The organism is Archangium sp., assembly GCF_036389735.1.
Taxonomy (GTDB): domain Bacteria; phylum Myxococcota; class Myxococcia; order Myxococcales; family Myxococcaceae; genus Archangium.
The window spans coordinates 1-5,009 of sequence record NZ_DASVWK010000971.1; the positions used below are offsets into that span (position 1 = coordinate 1).

The 5,009-nt window shown below is 70.3% G+C and carries 4 protein-coding genes; 1 reads left to right on the plus strand and 3 read right to left on the minus strand.

Annotated elements, in window-relative coordinates; all coding sequences use genetic code 11:
* Positions 1-602, plus strand: a 602-nt coding sequence (locus VF794_RS34610) for an endonuclease/exonuclease/phosphatase family protein (RefSeq protein WP_331117396.1), incomplete at its 5' end; no start/stop codon positions are given.
* On the opposite strand, the gene VF794_RS34615 is transcribed toward VF794_RS34610, so the two are convergent.
* The 3 genes from VF794_RS34615 to VF794_RS34625 all read right to left on the minus strand — a co-directional run.
* Entirely contained in the window at positions 580-2,442 is a 1,863-nt protein-coding gene (locus VF794_RS34615) for a sensor histidine kinase (RefSeq protein WP_331117397.1), read from the minus strand. The genes VF794_RS34610 and VF794_RS34615 overlap by 23 nt on opposite strands.
* Before the next feature lie 40 nt (positions 2,443-2,482).
* A complete protein-coding gene (locus VF794_RS34620) occupies positions 2,483-4,690 on the minus strand; it encodes an ATPase domain-containing protein (RefSeq protein ID WP_331117398.1) in 2,208 nt (735 codons plus the stop codon).
* Positions 4,687-5,009: hypothetical protein (locus VF794_RS34625; RefSeq protein WP_331117399.1), on the minus strand; the 323-nt coding region annotated here is incomplete at its 5' end. The genes VF794_RS34625 and VF794_RS34620, both read right to left, overlap by 4 nt.

Sequence of the window (5,009 nt, forward strand, 5' to 3'; positions counted from 1 at the left end):
GGGCCGGGCTCCTCAGCGGGAAGGTGGACCCGCTGGAGCGGCTGGCCGGGCGCGCCGGCTACGCGCACGCCCTGCATGGGCCCCACCTCCACCTCCCGGGCGTCTGCACCCGAGGCACCGCGCTGCTCTCCCACCGGCCCCTGCTGGAACCGGAGTCCCTGCGCTTCGAGGGCGTCGCCCCCGTGGACAAGGGCTATCTGCTGGCCTCGGTGGACATGGGCGAGGGCCGGGTGCTGGACGTGGTCTCGACGCACCTGGACTTCTCCTCCGAGCGCCGCCGCCAGCAACAGGCGGTCCGCATCATCGAGGCCCTTCAGCGCCGCCCCCACCGGCCGCGCGTGGTGCTGGGGGACATGAACTCACGCCGGGGCAACCCGGGGGTGGGCCTCGAGCGGATGATGGGACAACTGGCGCTGCACACGCCCCAGCCGGGCGGCGGCGAGCCCACCTACAAGGCCCACGCCCCCAGGCTGCGGCTGGATTGGATCCTCGCCTCCTCCGAGCTGCGCTTCACCCACCACCGCGTGCTCGCCGACCGCGTCTCCGACCACCTGGCGGTGGTGGCACGGTTGGAGTGGCTCACGGCGCCGCGGGCAGGGTGAAGAAGAAGGTGCTGCCGACCCCCACCTGGGTCTCCACCCAGAGCGAGCCGCCATGCGCCTCCACGATGCTCTTGGCGATGCTCAGCCCGAGCCCCGTCCCCCGCTCGCTCACGCCGGCCGCCCGCCAGAAGCGCTCGAAGAGGTGCGGCACGTCCTCGGGCGAGATGCCCGGACCGCAGTCCTTCACCGAGAAGCGCACCTGCCCATCCATCTGCTTCGCCCGAAGGGTGATGGTGCAGCCCGCGCCGGAGAACTTGATGGCGTTGCCCACGAGGTTGTTGAGCACCTGGAGGATGCGGTCCCGGTCCGCCAGCACGCGCGGCAGTCCCGGGCACACCTCCACCTCCAGCGACTGGTACTTGTCCAGCGCGAGCGGCCGGAGCACCTCGAGCGCCTGCTGGAAGAGCCCGTCCACCGCCTGGGGCTGGGGCGCCAGCGGCATGGGCATGCCCTGCGCCCGCGCCCGGTCCAGCACGCCTCCGATGAGGTCCCTCATCTGGGCCGCCGCCTGGAGGATGGTCTCCAGGTGGCGGCGGCCGTGACGCCGGCGCTCCTGGTCCACCGGCCGCGCGGCTTTCAGGAGCATCTCGGCGTTCATGCGCACCACGAGCAGTGGCGTCTTGATGTCGTGGGAGACGACCGCGAGCAGCTCCTCGCGCCAGCTCACCGCCTCCTGCGCCTGCTGGAAGAGCAGCGCGGAGTCCACCGCCGTCGAGATGCGCTGGACGAGCCCCTCGAAGAGCTCGACGTCGGCGGGGCCATAGCGCTCCGGCCGGGCGGAGATGAGGCTCAGCGCGCCAATGGTGCGGCCGCGCACGCGGATGGGCAGGCGGAGGTTGGAGGGGAACCCGGACCACTCGGAGCGCTCCACCGTCACCTGCGCCTGTGGCAGGTTCTCGGGGCTGGCGGGGAAGGCCATCCAGGGATGGGACGCGAGGGCCTGGGCAACGAAGGACGCGTGCCCCGGCACGTAGCCCGGGGGCTCCACCGCCATCAAGGCGATGCGCTCGGCGCCACCGCCCTGCTTCGGAGCCCCGGGCTCCATGTGCAGCAGGTCGATGGCACAGCAGTCCGCCCACGCGGGCACCAGCAGGCGCGCCAGTCCGGGCAGCGTGGAGCGGTAGTCCAGCGAGGCGGCCAGCACGGCGCTCGCCTCGGCCAGGAAGGACTGGCGCCGGTGCGACTCCTCGGCCTCGTGGCGGGCCTGACGCTCGCGGGCCAGCAGCTCGCGATGGAGGCGCTCGAGGGTCTCCGCGCGCCTGCGCAGGTGCACCTCGCGACGCAGGGCATAGTGCCGGTCCAGGGCCGACGCGAGCAGGTTGGCCACCGCGTCGATGAAGGCCAGTCCCTCCTCGGCCAGCACCCCCTCCGCCTCCACCTGGAGCGTGCCGAAGATGCGCCCCTTGGACACCAGGGGGAGCGAGACGAAGGTCGGCTCGGCCCGCGAGGGAGGCTCCGGGAGGATCCACTCCCCCGACGCATCCAGCCCGGCCACCGCCTCGCCCCGGGGCTCCACGGCCTTCACGCCCACCAGCCAGGCATACGTGGAGGCCGCCTGTCCGGCCGCCTGGGCGAGCCGCAGCCCCGAGGTGTCCGTCCCCCGCCAGACGTTCAGGTGCGGGCGCTCCAGACGGGGCTCGCCGCTCAAGTCCACCCCCTCCAGCAGGAGGGCGGTGCGCAGGGGCAGCACCTGGGTGGCCAGCGCCATCAACTTGGGGAAGGTGCGCTCCACCGACTCGAAGCCGGTGAGCAGCTTGCTGATCTCATAGAGGTGGTCCAGGTGTCGCCAGGCATGCTCCAGCTCGCGAAAAGGCAGGGCCACCACGCTCGCTTCCTCCATGGGACGACCTCCTGCTCGCTCGGCCCCTCACCCGGCGGGCCTACTTGCGGCGCCCCCGCTTGGTCGCCGGACCGCGCTTCTTCAGCGGCTTCCTCGAAGGTGGGGGCTCCTGCTCGGGCGCGCCACCCACCTGCATTCCCCCCTCCCCCAGGGAGATGGCATGGGAGGCCCGGTCGTGGGCGCTGCCGCGCGTCTTCACCACCGTGAGCATCGGCACCAGCCCGCCCGCCTCCTCGCGGTAGCGGAACATGAGGATGTTGTCGGCCAGCGGCGACAGCCCCCGCTCGCTGATGGTGTCGGAGAAGAAGAGCGAGCGCGCCTCGAGCGTGAAGAGGCTCGTCACCCCCATGGACCGCAAGCGGAGGACCAGGGCGAAGAGCATCTGCCGCAGCTCCTCGGAGACCAAGCCCAGCGTCTCGATGTTGCTGGCGCTGTCGAGCACCACCCGGGCGGGCTTGCGGCGGGAGATGCTGTCCTCCACCACGCTCAAGAAGCGCGCCGCGTGCAGGTGCTCGCGCGGCAGGAAGAGGATCTCCACCGTCCCGGCCTCGAGCGCCGCCCGCAGCGGCAGCCCCAGCGACTCGGCGTTCTGGAGGATCTGCTCGGGGCCCTCCTCCAGGCTGATGTAGAGCGCGCGCTTGCCCAGGCGCGCCGCCTCGAGCACGAAGTGCAGGCCCAGGGTGCTCTTGCCCGTGCCAGGGCTGCCCGACACCAGCGTCACGCTGCCATCGAGCAGCCCGCCGTCGAGCAGCTCATCGAGCCGCGGCACCCCGGAGGACAACCGTTCCCGCGAGCCCGCCTGCGGCTGGGTCTCCGCGCGAGGCATCGGCTCCTCGACGCGCGGGAAGATGCTCACGCCCCCGGTGCCAATGGCCATCGAGTGCCGGCCCTTGATGTGCCCGGTGTTGCGCAGCTTGACCACCTCCAGGTAGCGATGGCGATCCATGCCCTCCGCCTCCCACTTGAGGAGGATGACGCCGTCCATCACCGTCTCCTCCACGCCGAAGCGGGTGATCTGCGAGGAGCCGGGAGGCGTGTCGTTGAGGAAGAAGCCCACCGCCCGCTGGTTCTGCACGATGGTCGCCAGCCAGAACACCTTGTCGCGCACGATGCGCGCGTCATTGATGCGGTGGAGGAAGACCGACATCGAGTCGATCACCACGCGCCGGGCCCCGAAGGCCGCCACCTGCCGCTGCATCTCCAGCAGGTCCCTGTCCACCAGGATGTCCGGCTGGGGGATGAAGACGATCTTCAGCATCCCCCGCTCCAGCTCCCGCTCCAGGTCCCAGCCCAGCCCCCGGGCCGTGGCGCGCAGGCGCTCCCCGGTCTCCTCGAAGGAGAAGTAGATGCCCTTCTGGTCGTGCTCCCGGGCGCCCCGGTAGAGGAACTCCAACCCCAGGCACGTCTTGCCGGAGCCCGCCACGCCCGAGACGATGATGCTCGAGCCGTACGGGATGCCCTCGCCGAGGAGTTCATCCAGCCTGGAGACGCCGACCTTCAGGCGCTCCTTGTTCTGTAGACTCGGCTCGGTGCGGTGCTTGAGGCGCAGGGTGATGCTCGGCGCGTACACCTCGACGCCCGCGTTGGTGATGACCAGCGTGTGCTCGTCGCGGCTGTGCGAGGTGCCGCGCAGCTTGACGACCTGGATCATCCGGTGCTGCTCCCCGGACAGCTCCCGCTGCTTGATGGAGATGATGCCGTCGATGGCGGAGAAGGCCGGGTGCTCGAGGTGCTCGGGGTTGTACTCCCCGAGCAGGAAGGTGGTGCACTCCCAGGCCATCAGTCGGACGGTGAGCTCGTAGGTGAACTTGCGCAGCTCCTCGTTGGACTGGGCCAGGTCGTCGAAGACCTTGAAGCTGTCGATGACCACCATCGAGGGCTTGAACTGCTTGAGGTGCTCCATCAACACGTTGCACGTCAGCTCGATGCCCTTGGTGCGCAGCATCATGCCGAGGTCGATGAAGCGGATGCGCTCGTCGAGCAGCTTCGGGTCGAAGAAGGAGAAGGGCCGCAGGTAGAGCAGCGTCTTCGCGGTCGGCTCGGAGAGGGTGTTGAAGTAGAGGACCCGGCCGCCCTGGGCGGCGTGGTGGAAGCACATCTGCTGGGTGAGGGTCGTCTTGCCCGAGCCCGGGGGGCCGGAGATGACGGAGATGACGCCCTTGGGCATGCCGCCGTGGAAGATGGCATCCAGGTTGGGAATGCCCGTCTCCAGCCGGGGTAGCGAATAGGGTTCTGCGGGCCCGCTCATGGCTTTCCTCCCTGCGATGCCACCGTCGACACCCGCACCTTGTGCAATTCCGCGTGGAGCCCCGGGGTGAGGATCTCCCCCGTGAGCGAGCCGAACACTCGCAGCAGTTCGTACACCAGGAACACGAGCGACTCCTCGAGCAGCGCGCCATCGAGGCGCTGGGCGGAATGCCGCAGCTCGCCGAAGTGCACGCCGCTCGTCTCGACCTTGAGCCGCGCGAGGTGGGGGTACTTCTCGCTGCCCTGGTGGAGCACCCGATCCACGATGGCCATCAGGGTCATCTCGCCCAAGCTCATGTGCGCGCGGTGCCAGAGCGCAT